The 22,350-nt window shown below is 30.7% G+C and carries 23 protein-coding genes, 1 rRNA gene and 1 pseudogene; 1 reads left to right on the plus strand and 24 read right to left on the minus strand.

Annotation, left to right across the window (positions count from 1 at the left end):
- Positions 1-72: 72 nt before the first annotated feature.
- The 17 genes and pseudogenes from ACCQ40_RS04440 to ACCQ40_RS04520 form a co-directional block, all read right to left on the minus strand.
- A complete protein-coding gene (locus ACCQ40_RS04440) occupies positions 73-987 on the minus strand; it encodes a helix-turn-helix domain-containing protein (protein ID WP_410032779.1) in 915 nt (304 codons plus the stop codon).
- 20 nt (positions 988-1,007) lie between these two features.
- A pseudogene (locus ACCQ40_RS04445) lies at positions 1,008-1,133 on the minus strand (aminomethyltransferase beta-barrel domain-containing protein); the annotation flags it as partial.
- 326 nt (positions 1,134-1,459) lie between these two features.
- Entirely contained in the window at positions 1,460-2,089 is a 630-nt protein-coding gene (locus ACCQ40_RS04450) for an ABC transporter ATP-binding protein (protein ID WP_394011956.1), read from the minus strand.
- Entirely contained in the window at positions 2,086-2,826 is a 741-nt protein-coding gene (locus ACCQ40_RS04455; RefSeq protein ID WP_410032780.1) for a hypothetical protein, read from the minus strand. Before ACCQ40_RS04455 ends, ACCQ40_RS04450 begins: the two co-directional genes overlap by 4 nt.
- The gene (locus tag ACCQ40_RS04460) at positions 2,823-3,623 is read right to left on the minus strand and encodes a hypothetical protein (RefSeq protein WP_410032781.1); all 801 of its coding nucleotides are present in this window, start codon (positions 3,621-3,623) and stop codon (positions 2,823-2,825) included. Before ACCQ40_RS04460 ends, ACCQ40_RS04455 begins: the two co-directional genes overlap by 4 nt.
- Positions 3,601-4,167 carry a hypothetical protein gene (locus ACCQ40_RS04465; protein WP_410032783.1) on the minus strand — a complete coding sequence of 189 codons (567 nt, stop codon included), beginning with the start codon at positions 4,165-4,167 and terminating at the stop codon, positions 3,601-3,603. The genes ACCQ40_RS04460 and ACCQ40_RS04465 overlap by 23 nt, the downstream gene beginning before the upstream one ends.
- Positions 4,160-4,810 (minus strand): hypothetical protein, encoded by a 651-nt coding sequence (locus ACCQ40_RS04470; protein ID WP_410032784.1) that lies wholly within the window; start codon positions 4,808-4,810, stop codon positions 4,160-4,162. The genes ACCQ40_RS04465 and ACCQ40_RS04470 overlap by 8 nt, the downstream gene beginning before the upstream one ends.
- A gap of 52 nt (positions 4,811-4,862) precedes the next feature.
- Positions 4,863-5,183 carry a hypothetical protein gene (locus ACCQ40_RS04475; RefSeq protein ID WP_410032785.1) on the minus strand — a complete coding sequence of 107 codons (321 nt, stop codon included), beginning with the start codon at positions 5,181-5,183 and terminating at the stop codon, positions 4,863-4,865.
- 192 nt (positions 5,184-5,375) lie between these two features.
- On the minus strand, positions 5,376-6,479 hold the full coding sequence (gene mnmA / locus ACCQ40_RS04480) for a tRNA 2-thiouridine(34) synthase MnmA (protein ID WP_410032786.1): 1,104 nt from the start codon (positions 6,477-6,479) through the stop codon (positions 5,376-5,378).
- A 37-nt stretch (positions 6,480-6,516) separates the two neighbouring features.
- Entirely contained in the window at positions 6,517-7,701 is a 1,185-nt protein-coding gene (locus tag ACCQ40_RS04485; protein ID WP_410032787.1) for a sensor histidine kinase, read from the minus strand.
- A complete protein-coding gene (locus tag ACCQ40_RS04490; protein WP_410032788.1) occupies positions 7,698-8,378 on the minus strand; it encodes a response regulator transcription factor in 681 nt (226 codons plus the stop codon). Before ACCQ40_RS04490 ends, ACCQ40_RS04485 begins: the two co-directional genes overlap by 4 nt.
- Complete coding sequence (locus ACCQ40_RS04495; protein ID WP_410032789.1) at positions 8,375-9,289, minus strand: hypothetical protein; 915 nt, start codon at positions 9,287-9,289, stop codon at positions 8,375-8,377. The genes ACCQ40_RS04490 and ACCQ40_RS04495 overlap by 4 nt, the downstream gene beginning before the upstream one ends.
- Positions 9,279-10,040: a hypothetical protein gene (locus ACCQ40_RS04500; protein ID WP_410032790.1), complete on the minus strand. Its 762-nt coding sequence runs from the start codon at positions 10,038-10,040 to the stop codon at positions 9,279-9,281. Before ACCQ40_RS04500 ends, ACCQ40_RS04495 begins: the two co-directional genes overlap by 11 nt.
- Positions 10,027-10,701 carry an ABC transporter ATP-binding protein gene (locus tag ACCQ40_RS04505; RefSeq protein WP_410032791.1) on the minus strand — a complete coding sequence of 225 codons (675 nt, stop codon included), beginning with the start codon at positions 10,699-10,701 and terminating at the stop codon, positions 10,027-10,029. Before ACCQ40_RS04505 ends, ACCQ40_RS04500 begins: the two co-directional genes overlap by 14 nt.
- 110 nt (positions 10,702-10,811) lie before the next feature.
- The gene (locus tag ACCQ40_RS04510; protein WP_410032792.1) at positions 10,812-11,873 is read right to left on the minus strand and encodes a cysteine desulfurase family protein; all 1,062 of its coding nucleotides are present in this window, start codon (positions 11,871-11,873) and stop codon (positions 10,812-10,814) included.
- A 94-nt stretch (positions 11,874-11,967) separates the two neighbouring features.
- A complete protein-coding gene (locus ACCQ40_RS04515) occupies positions 11,968-12,192 on the minus strand; it encodes a YdbC family protein (protein WP_394011972.1) in 225 nt (74 codons plus the stop codon).
- Between the two features lie 14 nt (positions 12,193-12,206).
- Positions 12,207-13,316, minus strand: coding sequence for a GH25 family lysozyme (locus ACCQ40_RS04520; RefSeq protein WP_410032793.1), 1,110 nt, complete (start codon positions 13,314-13,316; stop codon positions 12,207-12,209).
- Between the two features lie 233 nt (positions 13,317-13,549).
- Here ACCQ40_RS04520 and ACCQ40_RS04525 point away from each other — a divergent pair, with 233 nt between their 5' ends.
- Positions 13,550-15,148: a Na/Pi cotransporter family protein gene (locus ACCQ40_RS04525; protein ID WP_410032794.1), complete on the plus strand. Its 1,599-nt coding sequence runs from the start codon at positions 13,550-13,552 to the stop codon at positions 15,146-15,148.
- 129 nt (positions 15,149-15,277) lie between these two features.
- Here ACCQ40_RS04525 and ACCQ40_RS04530 read toward each other — a convergent pair whose 3' ends face one another.
- The 7 genes from ACCQ40_RS04530 to rrf form a co-directional block, all read right to left on the minus strand.
- Complete coding sequence (locus ACCQ40_RS04530) at positions 15,278-17,401, minus strand: heavy metal translocating P-type ATPase (protein WP_410032795.1); 2,124 nt, start codon at positions 17,399-17,401, stop codon at positions 15,278-15,280.
- Between the two features lie 19 nt (positions 17,402-17,420).
- Entirely contained in the window at positions 17,421-17,870 is a 450-nt protein-coding gene (locus tag ACCQ40_RS04535) for a CopY/TcrY family copper transport repressor (protein WP_394020061.1), read from the minus strand.
- 714 nt (positions 17,871-18,584) lie between these two features.
- Positions 18,585-18,827 (minus strand): hypothetical protein, encoded by a 243-nt coding sequence (locus ACCQ40_RS04540; protein ID WP_394020059.1) that lies wholly within the window; start codon positions 18,825-18,827, stop codon positions 18,585-18,587.
- Complete coding sequence (locus tag ACCQ40_RS04545; protein ID WP_207635482.1) at positions 18,827-19,291, minus strand: replication initiator protein A; 465 nt, start codon at positions 19,289-19,291, stop codon at positions 18,827-18,829. The genes ACCQ40_RS04540 and ACCQ40_RS04545 overlap by 1 nt, the downstream gene beginning before the upstream one ends.
- A gap of 129 nt (positions 19,292-19,420) precedes the next feature.
- Positions 19,421-20,863, minus strand: coding sequence for a multicopper oxidase family protein (locus ACCQ40_RS04550; protein ID WP_410032796.1), 1,443 nt, complete (start codon positions 20,861-20,863; stop codon positions 19,421-19,423).
- A gap of 17 nt (positions 20,864-20,880) precedes the next feature.
- Positions 20,881-21,330, minus strand: coding sequence for a CopY/TcrY family copper transport repressor (locus ACCQ40_RS04555; RefSeq protein WP_410032797.1), 450 nt, complete (start codon positions 21,328-21,330; stop codon positions 20,881-20,883).
- Between the two features lie 826 nt (positions 21,331-22,156).
- Positions 22,157-22,273: ribosomal RNA gene (rrf, locus tag ACCQ40_RS04560) — 5S ribosomal RNA — on the minus strand.
- Between the last annotated feature and the right edge of the window lie 77 nt (positions 22,274-22,350).

Raw genomic sequence — 22,350 nt, forward strand, 5'->3', positions numbered from 1 at the left:
CTTGTTGACTTAATAGTAGCATATAGAAAAAATGATTTAAATACACACTTTTGTGGATTCTTATATTATATATTATTTATTTTTTAGCATTAAATTATCTATTTCACTAGATAAACTTGTTATTATTATATCTGATGCAAAAATATTAGTTAAAATTTTACAATAATCAAAGCTTTCTTTTGCTTTATCATACTCATACAAATACAAATGATTCAAACCTTTGGCATAATAAATCATATTTAAATAGGTTGTATCTTCTATTTTCCTTGCATTTGCTATTGCTTGCTTACATATGTTTATAGATTGCTCATATTTTTCATTTCTAGTATAAAAAATTGCAAGGTTATAACAGAATAAAAAATAATTATCTATAGAAGTATTTATATAAGCATTCATTTCCGCCATGATATCTCTATAAAGGTCAAAATTTCCCTTTTTGTATTCACTTGTTGCAAGAGCTAGTAGAATCCTAAGAGAAAAATCATCATATTTATAATTCTTAAACTTATTTATTTTAAATCTTGAATTTAAATCTGACAAAGCATTTTCTAGCTCTTCAGAAGGATTTTCTTCCCTCTCATTATTTTTTATAGCTAGTAAACCATTAAAATAATGCTTTGTGGCTTTTAGTTCCCTTTCTCTGGCTAGATTATTAGAAAAATCAAAATCATCCAGACTTTTTATCAGTAGCTTAGCCTTATTTACAGAAGCATTATTTAATAAGTTTCCTATATCTTTTCTTAATGATAATAAATTATTATATTCAAATTGCCTATCGCTTATTAAATCCTTAATATCAACACCAATATAGTTACAAATAGGCACTAAAGTAGAAATTCTAGGGTCATTGTCCCCCTTTTCTATCCTTCTTATAGTCTCTTCAGAAATAAATATATTTTCAGCTATTTCCTTACGAGTAATACCTTTTGATTCTCTAATTTTTCTTATATCAGATCCAATAAATCTATAGTCGTTTTCTATTATCATATATCAATCTTTCATAAAAATTAAACTTTTAGCTTAGTTTCCCCGTTATATACTTCATCAATAATTGCAGATCCTATACAAACTTCATCCATATAAAATACGGCTGCTTGGCCAGGAGTTACTGCCTTGGTATCATAATATACTATACTACTTTGATACAATTGTCATACTATAAGATTAATATTTTTAAATATCAAAATTTCATATTATTTTAGAATTTAGTTATTATATTTTACATGAAATATACTCAAATCTAGCAAATTTAAATATAAAATTAGTTGTTCATATTTTTCAATTATGAATAATTTCTCAACTAATATTTACGTAATTTCTAACTTAAGAAATCCATAGATAAAGTCGCACAATCATAGTTGTATAAATTAAATTTTAAATTAAAAATTCTCACGTTACTTTCACGTGAGAATTTATATTATAATATCATGTATAGAATTTTTTATATTACTATACTAAGTTAAGATTTGGTAGTAAGTTTACCTTCGCTCATATAGTAAACTTCATCACAAAGTTCTTCAATGATTTCCTTTTCATGACTAGCTATTAAAATAAGTTTACCTTTATTCTTTTCATTTTTTATAATTTCCTTAAGAACAATAATTCCTTGCTCATCAATAGCATTTGTAGGTTCATCAAATATTAATATATTTGGATTTTCCATTATTACATTCGCTATAGCAAGTCTCTGTTTCATACCAAGAGAGAATTGTTCATACTTTTTATCTCTGGCTTGACTTAAGCCTACAATATCAATTACATCATCAATTCTTGAATCATCTACAACCCTTCTAATACTTGCTATCATTTTAAGATTATCATAAGCGGATAAACCATTTAAAAAAGATGGATTTTCTAAAAGCAGCCCTATATTTTGTGTAATTTCATTATCGCTAGTTTTATTTCCATTAATTATTATCTCACCCTTATCTATAGTTATTAGACCGCAAATAGCTCTAAATAGCATAGTTTTCCCAGAACCATTTCTGCCTATAAAGCCATATACAGACCCATCTTTTAAATTTAAATTGATGTCATCTAGTATTAACTTTCCTGAAATATACTTATACAGGTTTATTATTTCTATCATTTTTCATCTCCATAAAAATTGTACTTACTAAAATAAAAATAAGAAAATATAACTGTTATAGCTAATACTACTAGTAAATATATTATATTATTAGTTAACTTAAATTCTCCCCCTAAAAAGTCTTGTTTATATCCTAAGCTTGCTTGACCAATTATGTATGGAAAATTAGTAAGCATCGCTAATGATGAATTTAATAGCAAGAAAAATAAAGAAAATCTAGTAGAAAATTTTAACGCAACTAGCACCCCTAAAAAAGTAAGTATTATATTTTCTAATATTAAACAAAACATAATTCTTGTAAAAAATATTGTATATTGTTGATTGTAATTATTACTAAATTTCTCCCATATAAATAAAACCACTATAAATAAAGTAATTAAAATTAAATTAATAATTGATGATGCGATAATTTTTGAATAAAAGTAAGTAGTTTTATTCTTTACTTTTATTAAACTATAAATACCATTGTCATAATGATCTTTAATAATTATTAAAATCAAACTAGATACTGGAATAAGATGCAAAAGTAGCCAGTGACTAGGTATAAAAAATTCATTTAAGTTTCTAACCATACCTACATCTATAAATGAATACTTAAAAAAATGTTCAAATATTGATGAACCATCAGCATACATATTCGCAAGAAATATCATAAACGAATAAATTAAAATCATAGCCAATGTAGTGAATTTAATCTTTTTTATTTGATATTTAAGATCTCTAATAAGTAAGTTCATACAATCTCTTCTTTAGACTTAATTTTTAAATATACAATTGGCAAAATAAATAATATTAAAATATAAATCCAATTTATTATATTATCTGGCAAAACACGATTAATTACTAATTCTTTCAAACCTAAAAAGGACACTGTGTAGTTTTTAGTTTGAAATACATATATTTGATTTAAAATTGATGCTATTACATCCAAAATAAGGATAACTATGCCACCGACATAAAAACTATTAAACTTATCATTTATTATTAGTGATAAACTAGATATAATACCACCAGTTAAAAATACTAAAAATAAATGTACTATAAAGAACATATATGGTGATTTTACGAACAAGTCTGCTAAGAACGCTTGATTAATTAAACTAGCACTCATGTAGTTCATAGCAAATAAAGGTCTTACCATCATCCATAGCATGAGATTTATAATTAATGGAAATATCAAAAATAAACCTCCAAATAAAAAGTTATAAAAATATATGTTCTTATAGTAATTACTTTTGCTTACTCTCAATAAAATTTGATTCCTCAATCCACTTTTTCTATCCTCTACTAAAATATCACTAAGTGGTAAACTAGCCATTAAAAAAGATAGAAACATATACAGCATACCACCAATAGTAGACTCTCCTGTAATCATCATATTCATATTCCATGCTGATTGAAGAGGAACAAAATTTACAAAGGTTTGCTCATTATTAACATTCAAAAAATTTAGATAATTAATTAATATAGTTGCGAGTAAAAGTATAAATAATCTGTTTCTTTTGAAAATTCTAATTAGAATCGCTTTGTTCATATATATTTCCTAGATTTATAATTTTATATAAAAGTGTACCGTCGTTTAAATATTGATTAAAATCATTAGCATAGAGGCTATTATCTATGTATACAAAGTTATTATATTTTTCTGTATCTTTTAATAAATAATAATTGAAATAAAATATTTTATTTTGTCTTGGTTTTAATACTAATTCATCTTGATTATAGGTGTTTTTAAATTGGCTATTATCAAATCCCAAATTTATATTTTGAATATCAGCTTTATCGTAATTCGAATACAAAGATAGCTTATTATAAATTTCTGATAAATCAATATCTTTATTTGTTTTATTTTCTATGCTATAACTAATAGATGCAATAGGGAAACCCTCTGGATCAATACTCTCTATTTGGCTATTTAAAATTTTTATATTTACATCATCACAATTTACTTCTTCATTTATATTCACAGCCTGGATAAAGTCTTTTTGAGGAAAATTTCTATTTACTATATATACTCTAAAAATAAATAGAAGTATGCAAATCCCTATTGAAAATAATATAATTCGCTTCTTATTCATTTTCAGTTACTTTCCCTACATCATCTGTCTGTGTCATATTTTCAATTACGTGAAAGTATTTATCATAAGATTTCTCTACATCTGAATCATAAGACTCCAAAATTTTAATAAGTAACATTCCTTCAGATGAAAAGGTTTCTTCAATGAGATTTAAAGAATTTGCATCATACTTTCTATAGTCTCCATTATCAAATTCTAGGGTAATATAATTACTATTACTTACTAAATCAAATTTACCTTTTTGATACAAATCATTATAAAAATTACTATAGCTATCATCATTTTCTAAACTATTATCACTTAATATATTCTCATAGTATAGATTATTTTTACTATTTGCTATTGTCGAACTTTTCTTATCTCTAAATTGATATACTTCATTATTATCAATTCGAAATTTATAGTCATCGCTTTCACCGTATACTTCATCAGAAATAACCGTTCCATTATCTTTATCATAAGTTGTATAATGGTAAACACCATTGTCCTTATGTTTAGCTAATCTCTCTAATTCATTTTTTTCATCTTCATCTAAATCATGTATAACTTCACTTTTATTATGTTCACTCTCATTATCAGTTTGGTTGACGGAACAGGAAGAAAGTGATAAAGTTAAAAATATTAAGAATATGCTTTTTTTCATATTGACCTCAAAAAAATTATTTATATTTAAAGAAGGCAAGAATTATTATAATTTATCTATAAGAATCAGGAGACCAAACCCCAGATATATCTGCGGATCCAAAAGTTTCGTATTTTTGACATCTAATTCTTGCAGTACTTATGGAAGATCTTCCGCTATTGAAGTCTTCTCTGATGTAACTACTTAAATAGTAAGTTCCTGGTCTATAAACATAAGTTACTGGGGTATATTTTGATTCTTTATAATCCCCTCTAACAGCTGCAAGTTTGACACTTTTAGTATTGAGCTTAGCTGCGTCTACCCTGCAATAAATTGGTGTTGTTTCGTTCTTAACTCTACTAGTAGTATACTGTGTAAAGTTTGTCGCTCCCATTGTAAAACTGAATCCATAATTATCATGACTTCCTGCAAAAGCTGTTAAGCTTGGGATTAAAAGTAAGCTTAAAGTAGCAGCTGAGAATATTTTTTTTATTTTATTTTCCTCTTAACTTGCCTTCTTAAGCAAATTATAGCACCTCCCCCCAAAAATACAATAGTTTTTTATTAAAAATTTTAATAAATAATACTACAATTTTAGTTTTTTGTTATCATTATATACTTCATCAATAATTGCAGATCCTATACAAACTTCATCCATATAAAATACGGCTGCTTGGCCAGGAGTTACTGCCTTGGTATCATCATATGTCACTTCGACATGATTGTCATCTAAAACTTTTACATGGGCATTTATATCTTTTTGGCGGTATCTAAATTTAGCTGTGCAGTCAAATTCTGTTGGGATTTTTTTATCTGTGAAGGTAGAAAATTCACTTGCATGAAGTTTATTTGAAAATAAAAGTGGATTGTCTGCTCCTTGGCAAACTATAAGTTCATTTTTATCTAAATCCTTACCACAAACAAACCATGCTGCACCATCTCCACCTATACCAAGACCACGTCTTTGGCCAATAGTATGGTACATAAGTCCATCGTGTTTACCTAAAACATTGCCTTCAGTATCTACTATATCTCCTGGTTGAGCTGGCATATAGTTGCTTAAAAATTCGTTAAAGTCACGCTCTCCTATAAAGCAAATCCCCGTAGAATCTTTTTTATTTGCTGTTGCTAAATTATGTTTTCTTGCTATTTCTCTTACTTCAGATTTTTCTAATTCTCCTACTGGAAATAGGACATCTTTGATTTGGTCTTGGGATAATTGGCTTAGAAAATATGTTTGATCTTTGTTATTATCAACACCACGTAGCATTACTGTTTCATCCCCTGACCTATCTACTCTTGCATAGTGGCCAGTCGCTACATAGTCAGCTCCAAGATTTTTGGCATAGTCTAAAAATGCCTTGAATTTTATTTCTTTATTGCACATGATATCAGGGTTTGGTGTCCTACCTTTTTTGTATTCATCTAAAAAGTAGGTAAATACCCTATCGTAATATTCTTTCTCAAAGTTGATTGAATAATATGGGATACCTATTTGGTTGGCAATGGCTACTGCATCTTCAAAGTCTTCTTCCGCAGTACAAACACCATTTTCATCCGTATCATCCCAGTTTTTCATAAATATTCCAACTACATCGTAGCCTTCTTCTTTTAAAAGTAGGGCAGCTACTGAGGAATCTACCCCACCGCTGATACCTACTACTACTTTTGTATCTTTTTTTTCTTTCATGGCCCCTCCTTGTATACTAGAGAATTACTATACTTTACTAAAAGCTGATTACAAAGCCATTTTTATAGTAAACTTTCCAGTTATGAAGCTCACAAATTTTTTTAACATTTGATAAACCCATGCCACGAAGTTTTTCTCCTTGGCGGCTAGAATCTTCGGTAAAAAGTGGGTCAAAAATATTTTCTATATTTTTAGGGTCTATGCCCCTACCATTATCCTTTATGATAAGTTTGTCATCTATAAAATCAATTGAAATTACAACATTTTCTTTATTATGATCTATTGAATTTTGTAATAAATTTTGAAGTACTCTTTGAAATAATTTTTCATCCACGCAAGCAAAAAATTTATCATTTTCGTCGAAAAGTATTTCTACACATGCATTATTATCTAAAAAATATGAGTAATTATCTCCAACGTATCTACGAACAAGTTCTAAAATATCTTTATTTTCTTTTTCTATCGTAAAGTTATCAATACTTGAAAATTCTAAGAGCTCATCTACTCTATCATTTAAAATTGCCGCATTTCTTTCAATGCTCTTAAGATATAATTCTCTTTTTTCATTAATAACTAGGTTTTCATCCAAGGCCTTAGTGTAAGATAATATAACTGCTAGGGGGGTTTTTACATCATGGGCAATACCTTTAAATAAAATATCCCTATCTCTTTCTTGCTTTTTATAGATTTCTGCTAATTCATTATTAATTTTATAGGATAGCCAGCGGACTATTAAGTATATTATTAAAATATAGGTACTAACAATTAGCAATAAAAATACTAATACGTTTGTTTTAAGAGTACTTTTGCCCTTATTTAGGTTAAAATTTACCGTTGTGGAAACTTTATCATTTGGATAACTTAAAAAAAGCTTGTTTCCATCATAGGTATTGAAAACAAAGGTACTTTGACCCTCCTCGCCAAGAGTTACAAAATCTAAAAGCTGAGAACTTGAATATTCTTTGTTATAATTTTTATTGTAAGTCCTTATTACCTTATTGCCATCAACTACAAAGCCAGACCCATCAAGTTCTGCTATTTTTTCCCAATTTAATGAACTTTCATCAATCTTATCAGAAGTTGGTATATATTCACCAAAAACATTATCAAAGGTATTATCATTTAAAATTTTTGATAGGCTAGTAAAAAATAAGGCCGTTGCTACTATAAATACTACTATAAAAATAATAGAATTTTTGAAAATATTTTTTTTCGTACTCATTCTTCTTTCCTAAGCATATAACCTAGACCCCTTATGGTAATTATTTTTGTCGGGCTTCTAGGATTATCTTCTATTTTTTCTCTAAGATTTGATATGTGAACCATAATTGTATTATCGTCCTCAAAATAATATGACTGCCACAAATTTTCATAAATTTCTTGCTTAGTAAATACTTTACCAGGAGTGGTCATAAACATTGTTAAAAGTTCATATTCTTTAGATCTAAGATTTAAAATATTTTTATTTTTATAAATAAGCCTTTTATCCTTATCCCAGCTTAAACTCCCTACTTTTATAATATTATTAGACCTGCGGTTATTTCTTCTTAAAAGCGCAATAACCCTTGCCACCAGCTCTGCTGGATCAAAGGGTTTTGCTAAATAATCATCCGCACCAAGATATAAACCTTCTATCTTATCCTTTACACTGGATTTGGCTGATAAAAATATTATAGGAAAATCTCTGTCATTGCCAATAGATTTTAAAACTTCTATCCCATCCATTTCTGGCATCATTATATCAAGTATCATCAAAGAGATTTTATCGTTTTTTAAAAATTCTAATGCTTCTTTTCCATTTTTAGCTTCAAATACCTTAAAACTACTATTTTCTAGATAAAGAGTAACTATATTGCAGATTTCATCATTATCATCAACTACTAAAACTTTCTCATTCACAAATTATTTCCTTTTTTAAACATTTGATCAAAATTATTCTTTCTACTAAAATCTAAATTCTCTTTCCAGCTTGAATAATGTTTATCCAATATTTTAGCCTTTAAAGAGCCTTTCGAGTAATATGACTCATCAATACTGTTAAAAACTCTATCACTATATTTTATATAAGGGTCATCTGCTATAGCAACCATGTATTTTTCCTCTACAAATCTTGCTGTTCCTTCTATAAATTCCTTATAATTTTCCATTTCTACAAAATAATTATATTCACTAGGAAAATTTGTTTTTACATAAGATAAACGCTTATCTTTTGCAATTTTATATTCGCTAGCATCTTTATTTTCATACAAAAATAGCAAAGCCTTATACTCATCTTCCCAAAGTTTTTTATAAGTTTTATCTTCATTTAATTTCTTACATACCGTTATAAATTTATCATAAGCTGGGTTATTATAATCAATATTATTATCTAGAATATCTACCACTTCACTTAGTCCATGATCCATTTGAAAGCAGTGAAAGGATTCATGAATTATAACTGATTTATATTTACTTTGTAGACTCGCTTTTGTAGAAGCTCCTTGGTCAGTAATATCTCTAAATTTTTCAAAGGGCACAGCCTTTATTAATGGTTTATTTCCTTCTTTTAAAGCTTCAATACTTGCTACTGGTTGGTCTGGAGTTTTTTTGATAATTTTCCCATGGTCATATCTAAACTCTTTATTAAAATTATACCTAATATCTTTCATATAATCTTTATTTTTAAACTCTGGCCATAGCTTTTCAGTATTATAAGTATTTACTTCCTCTATTAAATCTAGGGTAGTTTCATCAATGGTAGTTATGCGATTTTGATAGTTAAAAATTATTAGGAAAGCGCCAACTAAGAAATAAATTATTTTATTTTTCATCTCCTACCTTCCATTTCTTTACTAAATAATATATACCTACTAAAATCCATACATAAAGCAAGCATTGCCCTAGTAATCTCATATTAGTAAATTCCCCTAAAAATAAATCACGAGCAATCTTTCCAAAATCATCTATAGGTGGGAATATATATAAAACCCTAACCATAATTTCTGCAATAATGCCACCTTGCATTTCTAAAATAAAAGTTAACAATCCTCTAAGTACACCAATTATTACAAAAAATATTCCAAATAAGGCCCCAGCTGCAGGATTAAATAGTAAATTTAAAATGCCCATCAATAAGTTTACTACAAATATAGTAATCAGATAAATTAATATGGCTAGTAAAAAACCAACAGGACTTATTTTGGGTTTTTGTATTATAATATTTATAAGCATTCCGATTAGAAGCAGTATGCCCATAACCATACTTATAAAGACATCCGCTTTAAATATTTGGCTAATTTGTTTTTTAAGCTTTAATCCATGGACACTTAAGATATCTGGTAAATCACTTGTTAAATATTTTTTAAAGCTTCCTGTAGATAGTGTCACTGCAGCCAAAGAAGATATTAAACTTATAATCGTCCATTGAATTCCGTATTTTCCGATATCTCCACTAGTATTCATTCCTGGAGCAGTAACTTCCATTCCTCTAGCTAAAAATGTTATTATTAATCCTATTATAGCAAAAATTATAAATGATGATTTGCTTAAATTTTCTTTTATATGTAACTTAGTGAGGTTCATAGCCTATCTCCTTTGCAAAGTCTAAAAATATTTGGGAAAGTGGTTTTTCCTTAAAATCATCCCTAGAAAATTTTTTAAAATTATTAGGTCCCATAATTATAAGACCTCTGTCTGCTATTTTTTCTACATCATAGAGTAAGTGAGAGTTTAAAAGTATAGCCTTATCTGATGATTTTAGGTCATTTATTAAATCTTGCATGGCCATTTGTCCAAAAAAGTCTAGTCCACTTGATGGTTCATCTAGTAAAATTACATCTGGATTGCCAATTAATGACTGCGCTACTGCTAGTCTTTGTAGCATCCCCTTGGAATAATTTAAAATTTTAGTATTATTAGCTGGATTTAAACCTACTTTTTTCATCAATTCATCAATATTATCGTTTGATTCATGGTGGTATTTGATAAGGTCTAAAAATTCTTTGCCTGTTAAGATTTCTGGAAAGTTTGGAGTTTCTGGACTATATCCAATTTTATATTGGCCTTTACTAATCTCTCCTTCATAGGATATATCAAGTCCAAGCATCATGCGGATAAGTGTGGTCTTTCCAATCCCATTTGGCCCTATTAAAGCAAATATTTCTCCTTTTTTTAATTCGAGATTTAAATTTTCATAGATAATTTTTTCATCAAAATTTTTATTTAAGTTATTTACTGTTAGCATATTTCTTCCTCCTTATAAGTATTATAAGCTACTAACATTTGCTTAAACTTAAACTAATCTTAAATCTTCCTTAAATATCTGCACAAAAAAATCAGCCCTAGTGGCTGATCTTATAAATTTGATAAAACTTCTATGACCTTATCTATCTCTTCTTTTTCATTTTGATATCCAAAGGAAAATCTTATGGAATGATTTGCCCTATTTTCATCATACATATTTGTAATGACATGGCTAGGTAAAAAACTACCTGCTCGACAAGCTGATCCTGCTGATGCACATATCCCGTTCATATCAAGATATGTTAGTAAAAAGTCTGACTTATAATCGGCAAAATAAATATTTAAAATGTGGGTAGAAGTTTTTTCTATATCCCCATTTAACTCGAAATTTATGTCAGTTTCAGAAAGTTCTTTTACAAAGTATTCTTTTAATTCTCTGATTTTTTCTCGTTCTTCTATCATTTTTGGAAAACTTTCTGCCATGGAGTAGGCTCCTGCTACAAAGGATGTTCCAGCACGACGATTTTTTTCTTGTTCTCCACCTTTCATAAAAGATGGCAGGCTTTCTCTTAAGTACATGGCTCCGAATCCATTTAGTCCACCTATTTTATGACCTGATATAGCTAGTGAATCACATTTTAATTCTTCAACATCAATATCTACATGGCCATAAGCTTGCACAGCATCAATATGAAACCATATCTCTTTATCAGATAGATATTCTCCAACCTCTTTTACTGGTTCTATAGATCCTGTTTCGTTATTTACAAACATGATTGCAACAAGTTTTGTTTGATCATTTATTTTATTTTTTAAATCCTCTAGGGAAATTTGTCCGTTTTTATCAACGTTAAGTAAAATCGCTTTTTCTCTGCCTATGCTATTTAAAATAGAATCATGTTCTATGGACGTTGTTATTATTTCGCTATCCTTAAAGGCATTTATTACTGTATTATTTACCTCAGTTGCCCCAGATGTAAATATTAAATTTTTAGGATTAGTACCAATAGAAGCTGCTATTTTTCTCCTAGCTTCTTCTAAAATCATCTTTGCATTTCTTCCCATAGCATGGGTGCTTTCTGGATTACCATCAAAGTCATTTGTATTATCTAATATATATTTTATTATCTCTTCTCTTTTTATTGCAGTTGCTGCATTATCCAAATAAATCATTATATCACCTAACTTTAAATATACTCCAAAAGCTTGATATTTAAAACTTTAGATAAGAAAAACCTTAAGAAAATTAATTCTTAAGGTCTCTTATTTATTCACCAAATTCTTCGCTTAAAACGTTAAAAAGTACTTCTGCTTCTTCATTAGTTAGGGTCACACCTTTTCTCATTCTTGTGTGATCTTCGTTCCAATCACGGATATCAAATTTTGGTTCGCGATCATTCCAACTTACAAGATTTAATTCTTTAGTCCATCCCTTGCCATTATCAGAAAGTACTCCTAAAGTTTCAACTATATCATATTTAATTTCTGCCATTATTTTCTCCTTTTTTATGAATTAGCCAGTCTATGGTTGACTGCATTTTGAATTATATTGTAATTATACCCAGCATAGGTGAGTCTTCTTTGTCTTTCCGCTCCTACACCCCATTTACCAGCTAGGATTTCATCAATTAATATATACATCGGCTTTTTTGAAATACCTTTTATCATATATGGATAGTCTTTGTATAGGACACTCATATCAATATCACCATTATAGCCACTTACTTTTCCTTTATGGGTATATTGCCAAGAATCAAAGTCTGATTGGTTATAAGTTGTAAAATGTTTGGAATCATAGTCTGCTACCCAAAATTCATATTTATTTCTTACATCGCGAGTCAAATAGTTTTCGGCAAACCATGGGTAAGAATATATACCTGCTATATAACCTCTTGATTGCAAGGATTTTACAAAGGTTTCAGCTACACTTGATATTTCTCCCTTGCTGGCCTTAGTTTGCCTCTTATTATCCTCTATATCTATATAAACTGGTAAGGATACATTTTTACTTTTTATAATATTATATACATAATCTGCTTCTATTAGAGCTTCTGCTTGATTTATAGCTCTTGAATAGTGGTAAAAACCTATAGGTACATTTCTACTATTTAGTTCATTATAATGTCTTTCTACATTATAATCTTTTCGAATTTTTAAAGTTTCAGCATCTGTAATTGATGTTCTTAAGATTGCACCATCTATGTCATTTGCAAATTTATTATAGTCGATTTTATTAGGATCTTGGTGCTCAGATACATCTACAACCTTTTTATAAACAGGAGTTTTTGAATAAATAGGCGCAGGATTTGTGTCCTCAAGATGAGTTTCTTTAGTTATTACTTTTTCTACATTTCCCTCATCATCTACTCCAATTTCTTCAGAGATAATTACTTCTTCTACTTCATAATCAGGTGCTATATTATTATTAGAATCAGTTAAATACTCCGCCTTTCTTTTTTCAACAGCTTCTTTATCGTATTCAATATTATTATCAATAAATACTTGATCTAAGTCACTATCATCATAATTTATTACATCTGAAGCATAGGCAATACTTGGAAAAACAATTGTAAAAGCAAGTCCCAACCCAGCCCATTTTATTTTAAAACTAGCCATAAGATATTCCTTTCATTAGTAGCTACATTATAAAATATATAGCAAATATTTTCAAATTTATAGGCCTAAATTTATAAGATGTACTACTCAAAGAATTAAAATTTATAATATGGTAAAATATTAGTTATGGGCTATTTTTTAGTATTCCCTAAAATTTATAAGCCTAAGGGGTTAGGACTATAAATTTTATAATTACATATTAGATAAAAATAATGAACGATTATGGAGGGTTTATGTCAATTAATTATTTTATCGGGTTGCTAGGAGGACTTGCCATATTTTTATATGGCATGGAAATGATGAGCAATGGATTAGAGCTAGTAGCAGGAGATAGACTAAGAGTCATCATAGAAAAAATGACTTCCAATTTCTTTAAGTCTATTCTAGTAGGTACTATTGTAACAGCTATCATTCAGTCTTCATCAGCAACTACAGTTATGGTTGTAGGTTTTGTAAATGCAGGACTTATGACTATTTACCAAGCAGTTGGAATAATAATGGGTGCTAATATTGGTACAACTGTTACAGGGCAACTTGTAGCTTTAAATATTTCAGCAATAGCGCCAATTATTGCCTTCATCGGCTTTACATTGCATTCATTTTCTAAAGATAATAAAAAAGCATCCTTAGGTCAAGCAATAATGGGGATTGGATTCTTATTTATGGGTATGGAGTTTATGAGCAATGCTATGCAACCTTTAAGAGAATATCCAGGTTTTGTTACAATGATGACAAAGTTTGAAAATCCATTGCTTGGAGTACTTGCAGGAACATTAATTACAGCTATTATTCAATCATCATCTGCAGCTCTAGGTATATTACAAGCTATAGCAAATCAAGGTATTATCCCATTTAAATCATCGATGTATATAGTATTTGGTTTTAATATCGGAACTTGTATTACATCAGTGCTATCAACCTTAGGATCATCAAAAAATGCAAAAAGAACTGCCCTTGTCCATGTACTATTTAATATTATAGGGACAATAATTTTTATAATTCTTTCAGTATTTGTGCCAATAGATAAAATAGTACTAAGTTTTTCAAGAGACTTGCCAGCAGCACAAATTGCAAACTTACACACCCTATTTAATGTGGCAACAACTATAATACTTATGCCATTTTCTAAAAAACTTGCTGAGCTATCTATAAGCTTAATTCCAGGAAAAGACAAAGAACAAGAAGAAATGAGCCTACAATATATCAATAAAAGTGTGAGTAAAGATGCACAGGCTACATTCACAGATGTTAGAGCAGAAATTAATAGATTACTAGATATAGTTAGTAAAAATTATCAATATGCTATGGATATTTTAACTAACTTTGATGATGACAAATATGATGAGATTTTCCATACAGAAAAAGTAGTCAATCATTTAAATAAAGAAATTTCAGCTTTTATAATAGATGCGCTATCCTTGCCAATGGATGAAGAAACATCAGCAAACTTCGTTTCCTACCTTAGAATTTCACGTGACTTAGAAAGAGTAGGCGATCATTCTAAAAACATAGCAGACGTAGCAAAATTAAAAGAAGAAGAAAAACTAAATTTTACAAATATAGCCTACGAAGATTTACAAACTTTAAATTATACTATAGAAGGAATGTTAGAAGCGATGCTTAAGGACATATCAAAGGAAGAAAGAGTAAAAAACACAGGCATATACTATAGAAAAATGCAAAAAGATATTGACAAATTTAGGCTAGACCATATGCTTAGAATGAGAGATAGGACATGCGATCCAGAAAGTGGTTTACTATACGAAAAAACACTAACAGCAATGGAGAGAATATCTTCGTATCTTTCAAAGGCAGCTAAGCTATCAATTTAATATTTTAAAATGAGTAAACATGGTGTTAGACACTATGCTTACTCCTTTTTTTCGTTAAAAATAATTATTAAATTTACTCTATCTTTCCTCCATAAGGGGTTTCAATTATTCCATAAGCTAACCGTCGTTTTATTTTGGGTCTAATCTTAATAATATAGCATTAATTGCAACTATGACTGTTGATACAGACATTAGAATTGCTCCTACTGCTGGACTTAATGTGAAGCCAATAGGGGCCAAAATTCCCGCAGCTAGAGGGATAGCTATAAAGTTATAGCCGGCTCCCCAAAAGAGGTTTTGTTTCATTTTACGAGTTGTTTTGTGTGCTAATTCAATGAATGATTCAATATCTCCTGGATCAGATTGAGTCAATATGACATCTGCTGAATCCAATGCAACTTGAGTTCCAGCACCGACAGCTATACCAACGTCTGCCATGGCAAGAGAAGGGGCATCATTGACACCGTCACCTACCATGATAACTTTTTTTCCTTCATCTTTAAGTTCTTTTACTAATTCATACTTGTCTTGTGGAGATTGATTTGATCTATATTCAATCCCTAAGTCTTCTGCCGCTCCTTGAGCTGCTTTTTCATTATCACCTGTTGCCATAATTGGTTGTATATTGTTATTTTTAAGAGCTTGTATTAACTCTTTGCTGGTTGGTTTTAATTCGTCTCCTAAAGCTACAGCACCAATGGCATCATCGTTTTCTGTTAATATACTGAGAGTTGCTCCTTTTGGAATATCCATACCCAAATTACGTCCGTATGCTTTTTGGCTGATTAATTGGTAACTATGGCCCTTGGCTTTACCTTCTACACCAGCACCGGAAATCACATCAATTGAATCAAATGATACTGGACTTATACCTTGCTGCTTAGCGAAACTAATAATTGATTGAGCAATAGGGTGACTAGACCCTCCTTCAATACCTGCCAATAAGGCAGTGATTTCTTCTTTTGTATATTTGTTATTAAGAAGTTTTACATCTAATACTTTAAACTCACCAGTTGTTAAAGTGCCTGTCTTATCTAAAATCATCACATCTGCATCTTGAGCTATTTCTAAAGATTCTCGGTCTTTTACTAGTAAGCCACGACTTGCCCCTAAGCTTGTGCTACGGGCGGTTACCAATGGAATAGCTAGACCCAATGCGTGCGGACAAGCTATAACTAATGTTGTGATAGCAAATTTTACTGCCGTTGGAATATCCGCTATAAGCATCCATACTACAAAAGCTATTAGTGCGGCAGTTACCGCAATATAGAACAGCCATCCCGCAACTTTTTGAGCAATATTTTCTGCACGAGAAGGTTGACTTTGAGCTTGGCTGATTAAATCCTGTACTTGAGAGATAAAGGACTTATCACCTGTCTCAAGTACTTTAATATAAAGAACCCCTTCTCCATTTGTTGAGCCCCCGATTACTTCATCGCCAGGTCCTTTTTTAATTGACTTAGATTCCCCAGTCAAAAGAGCTTCATTTAGACGTGATTCTCCACGCTCGATAGTTCCATCTGCTGGCACATTTTCTCCAGCTTGAACTCGAATTAAATCACCTACCTTTAAGTCAGCAACTGGTCGTGTTTCTATTGAATCGTCATCTAATACGACATGAGCATCTTTCGGTACTAGCTTAGCCAATTCTTCTTGTGCATCTCCTGCTTCTCCAATAGCTTTCATCTCAATCCAGTGACCTAATAACATGATTAATAGTAATGAAGCAAATTCAAAGAAAAAGTCCATGACCTGTTCACCCGTTACGTAGCTAGTGATAACAGTATAAACACTATATAAATATGAAACACTTATACCTAAAGAAACGAGTGCCATCATTCCAGGTTCTTTTTGTTTAAATTCATCAACTGCACCTTGATAGAATGGACGTCCACCATAAATAATTAATATGGTAGATAAAATAGCTACTACAATATCAGAATATGGAAAATTAAACTGGAATGGTAGGTCAAACCCAGCCATAGGGGATAAGAGCATAATAATGATTCCTAATGGCAATGACTTTATGAAAAGTTCCTTAAAGTTTCCATGATGATGATGCTCATGCCCACTGTGCCCACCGTGGTCATGGCCAGCATGATGGTCGTGATGTCCGCCGCGCTCATGATTAGCATGATGATCGTGATGTTTATGATCTCCATGTTTTTCCGTTTTGTTATTGTTGTGTTTTAAGTGATCCATATCGCCGTGATCATGGTGATTGTGGGATGAATGTTTATTGTTATTCTTCATTTTTAATTCCTCCTTATGCTTAATGATGATGTAAATGACACTCGCATTGTCCTTCTGGACAATTGCAATCCACTTCTTCTACTGCGAAAGCTTTTTTCTTCTCTAATATTTCTTCTAATCGATCTATATCATCGAAGCTTAAGACATGATCTTCAATGATGTTTCCTATTACATTTCCGACTTTCTTTCGACAAATACGGTTAAAAATATCCTCTGTGTAATCCCTTACAGCTTCTTTCTCTTCAATGTTAGAAGTGTAAATAAACTTTCTACCATCTTGTTCTGAATTTAGTACGCCTTTTTCAACTAATCGACCTAAGATCGTTTTGATAGTGGATTGTGTCCAGTCCATTTTTTCTTCCAATACGGAGATGACTTTTTTACTAGTTACTCGATCATTTGCCCAAACTACACGCATGACTTCCCATTCAGCATCTGTGATAGAAGTATTAAGTTCTATTGTGCTCATTTTCCTTTCCTCCTTGTTGTTTACAGATGTAAACGAATATGTTCAAAATAAGTCTACTATTGTAAACGAAATATGTCAAGTCTTTTTTATAAATGTAACCATCTTGTTTTTTAAATAAATATAACAACTATTATTGCCTTTGTTTTCCTATCTTTACCCAATACTAATTATAAGGTTACCATTGATTTATTTTTATTGATTTTAGAATTCCTTATTTTTAAAATTATATTTTCTAAATATGATGAACACTATTGAGCAATTTAATTGTTTATCGTATTTAGGAAATCAAGAATTGAGAAAAAGCGGAAAAATAGAAAAAAACCTATACACACGGAAATTATCAAATCTTTTGTTCTGTTGTTCTAAATATTCAATTTTACCGACTATTAATTGTCTTAATTTCATGTCTTATTAATATCCTCGAGTTCAAGTATCTAAATATAGAAAAGGTAAACTGCTACAATACCTAGTACCCATCTATTTGATTTCCTACTATTCGGAAAAAGCCATTTCAGCTTTTCTATGAGCAAGGATTTTAGCTTCAAGTCTTCTTTCTTCCTTGAGATTTTCTAAGGACTTAAGAAGGTACGCTAAAGGGGATTCACTGTCATAGGATATTCGCTCAATAACGTTAATTATTTCTCGACTTGTTATATAGCCGTCAGAGAGGTATTGTCCTATCATCATTTTTTGTTTATGAGTTAGACTATAATTTTAAAACTCACCAGTGAATAAATCTTGTTGGCAAAATTTACCGTTATATCCATCAGCAATTACCTGTAGGAGAGAATAATATTGAGGGTCAATATATTTTTCGGATTTTTCAATAGATGAGATATTATCAGCTCTAGTAGACGAAGAAAATTCTTTAGAATTTTTTGAGCTCTTTCTAGAACTAGTATATTCACTTAAATAAGTCTCATTGTCTTCAGTATCATTAGGGGCTGATTTTGACACTAGCCTCGTGTTATTTTGACATCCTCCTGGTATAAATTTGACACCACTCTAGATTCTACATGGGAATCTTCAACTTTTTTGTTATTTTGGGTAAGGAAGTTATCCTTCAATTGACCTAGATATATACGATTTTCCAAGTTCCCAGTCTTGGTCGTTGATTGTTGAACGTCATAAATTAAACCAAATTGTGTTAATTCTTTTTTCATTCTTAACAGAGTAGACTTAGAACAATTTAAAATATCCATCAGTTTAGAATTGGAATAGACTAAAAACACATATCCATCTTCATCAATCCAATTATTTTTAAAAGACAAACTTAATCTATCTTTTAATACTGCATAGAAGACTTTGGCATCTAATCTCATTTCTTTGTAAAGATCACTCTCAAAAAGTATTTTAGGCAATGCATAGAATCTTTCTGAAGTTTGATATTCATCGACACTTATTAAATTAATATTTTCCATATTATTTTGCCTCACCTACTTTTAACATCATCCCACCTGATTCGGGAAATTTAATTAAATTGAATTGCTAAAGCTCTTTGAGAGACTCTTCGACTGTGGGAGCATTATGAAGATATAAAATATTATTTATTATTCTACTTTAATTTGTCCCATCATACCTGCTTCTTCATGTTCAAGAATGTGACAGTGGTACATATAAGTACCCTTCTTATTAAACTTAACTATAAGTCTTACTTTTTCGTTAGGCTCAATATATACAGTATCTTTCCATCCGCTCTCCTCTGGAGAAGGCGCATTACCGTTTCTTGATAGAACTTGAACCTGTGTGCCATGAATATGGAATGGGTGCCCCATTTCATGCATCATAGATCCTAGGTTTGTAATTTCCCAAATCTCTGTATCTCCAAGCTTCACTGTTTCATCAATTCTATTCATATCAAACTTTTTACCGTTTATTGATACCATGTGACCCATACCTTGAAGCTCAAAGCTTCTTATCTTAGTAGCTTGTGCTTCTGACATTCTTTCTATATTCGTTAAAGTGCTAGGTACTTCAGTATCATCTTTCCCATCGCCTTTAACATTAAAGGTCATAATGGCTTCCTTATTACTCATAAGTGATAGCTGCGTTCCCTTTTCATACTTTGAAAAGTCCACTATTATCTCTGCTCTTTCCCCAGGTGATAACATAATATTTCTCTTGCTAACCGGTTTTTCTAAAAATCCACCATCAGATGCTATTTGATAGAATCCATCTCTATTATCTAACTTCAAATTAAAGTTACTTGCATTAGCACCATTAACTATTCTAAATCTCATCTTGACTCTATTAACCTCTAAATTAGGTTTAATAGCTCCGTTAACTATGATAGTATACCCTGTTGCTCCATCCATCATATTTGTATTATAAATAAAACTGCCGTCCTTGCCAAAGCTTCTATCTTGAATTACTAAAGGTATATCATTTACTCCATATTCCTTAGGAATATTTAAGCTTTTTGATACTTCATCATCCACATAGAATAGTCCTGCTAAACCTTTATAAACTTGGGTAGCAGTATTTCCTCCAAAGTGCGGATGATACCACAATGTTGCAGCCTGTTGATTTACTGTAAAACTAGGCCCCCAAGTTGTTCCTGGTTCAATTCCTTGATGAGGGCCCCCATCCTTTTCTCCTTCTACCTCTAGTCCATGCCAGTGAACTGTAGTTGCTTCTTTGAGCTTGTTATTTACGTGCACATTTACTTGCTCACCTTTACTTACTCTGATGACAGGGCCTAAGAAGCTTCCGTTGTAACCCATAGTTCGTGTCTTGGTATTTGGTAAAAATGAAGTTTCTCCTTCTTGAGGTTCTAAAGTAAAATCCGCAATATTAGGATCTGGATTTTTATCCTCTAATAGTGGTGGTATAGGAAGCGTACTTTTTGTTTTACTTGTTTGAATATCTATATTAACTGCACTCTGGTTTACTTTAAAATAACTAATCATTGGTTCTAAAAATGTAATATATCCAACTGCAGTTAATACGACTGTAAGTCCAATACCTAATAACATATGTTTATTCTTACTCATTTTTATTCCTCCTTATGTTAATGATGATGTAAATGGCATTCGCATTGTCCTTCTGGACAATTGCAATCCACTTCTTCTACTGCGAAAGATTTTTTCATCTCTAATATTTTTTCTAGTCGATCTATATCATCGAAGCTTAAGACATGATCTTCAATGATGTTTCCTATTACATTTCCGACTTTTTTTCGGCAAATACGGTTAAAAATATCCTCTGTATAATCCCTTACGGCTTCTTTCTCTTCAATATTGGCAGTGTAAATAAACTTTCTACCTTCCTGCTCTGTATTTAGTACGCCTTTTTCAACTAGTCGACCTAAGATCGTTTTGATAGTGGATTGTTTCCAGTCCATTTTTTCTTTCAATACGGAGATGACTTTTTCACTAGTTACTCGATCATTTGCCCAAACTACACGCATGACTTCCCATTCAGCATCTGTGATATGAGTATTATATACTATTGCATCCATTTTCTTTCCCTCCTTTTCGTTTACAATTGTAGACTTAATACTTAAAATAAGTTTACTCTTGTAAACTAACCTTGTCAAGTATTATTTACATATGTAAGCATATATCATTACTTTTATTTTCTATTTTACTCAATACTAATTATAAGCTTGCATTGATATACTTTTATTAATTTTAGAATTATAAGCAATTAAGAAAAAAGAGAGAAACATAAAATGAAGAAAACAAAAAGGCAAAATTAAATAAAACGTCACTCTTGAATACAGATTATATTCCAGTTAAGACGTTATAAATTTATTACGTGTTTCGAGATGCAGTTCAAAACTAAGTCTCATTTAGTCACCATCCCATGAAGCCATCAATATGTGGGATGAGTGCTTTCCTCCATCAGCTAGATGAACTTGTTTTCTGCGTTCGGCATATATAAACATACCAGTTGATTTCGGGTCCAGTATCTCAGACACAATTGTTTATGCTGAAAACTGAGTGCGGTAGCACGAGAGAGTTTGCGAAGCAAACGGGTTTTCGTGAGCAGATGTTTAATCAATAAAAAAAGAACTAGTAGTAAAAATCTAGTTCTTAGTTATTCAGCAGCTTCCTACTCTACCGGGAGGTCAGTCCTAAATGAAGCGGACAGCTAGTTACCGAGTACCATCGGCGTTGCTAGGCTTAACTTCTGTGTTCGGTATACATAAATATGCCTTGACTTGGCATATTTGCCCCGGAAAGTAGCGTGGGAACGCGGATAAGCCTTCGTAGAAGGCGACTTTCCGTGACAGGTGTATCTTTATACTAAAAAAGACTCAGTCAAATGACTAAGTCTTAATTATTTGGCGATTTCTTACTCTACCGGGAGGTCACCCTCCGAGTACCATCAGCGTAATGAGGCTTAACTTCTGTGTTCGGTATGGGAACAGGTGTATCCCTCATGCCATCATCACCATATTTAATTTTTGAACCTTTAAATAGCAGACAATATTTCCAGTCAAGATTAAAAGTATTAGTATCCATTAGCTAAATGC

It is taken from the genome of Anaerococcus cruorum (assembly GCF_046365495.1).
In the GTDB taxonomy this organism is placed as follows: domain Bacteria; phylum Bacillota; class Clostridia; order Tissierellales; family Peptoniphilaceae; genus Anaerococcus; species Anaerococcus cruorum.